The organism is Mycobacterium sp. E3247 (assembly GCF_001667785.1).
Lineage (GTDB): Bacteria > Actinomycetota > Actinomycetes > Mycobacteriales > Mycobacteriaceae > Mycobacterium.
On sequence record NZ_LZJG01000123.1, the window covers coordinates 1 to 593 of the forward strand.

1 protein-coding gene is annotated in these 593 nt (G+C 68.3%); it reads left to right on the top strand.

What is annotated here, in order from left to right; all coding sequences use genetic code 11:
• Positions 1 to 28: 28 nt before the first annotated feature.
• The coding region (locus A9X04_RS31310) for an exonuclease domain-containing protein (RefSeq protein WP_255396476.1) at positions 29 to 593 on the top strand (565 nt) is incomplete at its 3' end.

Sequence of the window (593 nt, forward strand, 5' to 3'; positions counted from 1 at the left end):
TGTCGGTGGCCACGCTTACCGTCGCGGCATGGGTGCAGGTGGTGCGACTCAGCTCAGTTTCGCCGACTTGGGGTCGTCCTTCGAAACGCCCGACGTCTTGCTGCGCGACACGACCTTCGTGGTGGTCGACCTCGAGACCACCGGCGGGCGCACCAAGAGCACCGGCGGCAGCACCCCCGACGCCATCACCGAGATCGGTGCGGTCAAAGTCCGCGGCGGCACCGTGCTCGGCGAGTTCGCCACACTGGTCGACCCGAAGCGCAGCATCCCGCCCCAGATCGTGCAGCTGACCGGCATCACCACCGCGATGGTGTCCGACGCCCCGACCATCGACGCGGTGTTGCCGATGTTCCTCGAACTCGCCGAGCACGGTGCCGCCGCGGACTTTGACCGCACCGATCTCGGTGATGGCGTCGGGGGTGCTGCCGCCGGTGCTCTTGGTGCGCCCGCCGGTGGTCTCGAGGTCGACCACCACGAAGGTCGTGTCGCGCAGCAAGACGTCGGGCGTTTCGAAGGACGACCCCAAGTCGGCGAAACTGAGCTGAGTCGCACCACCTGCACCCATGCCGCGACGGTAAGCGTGGCCACCGCGG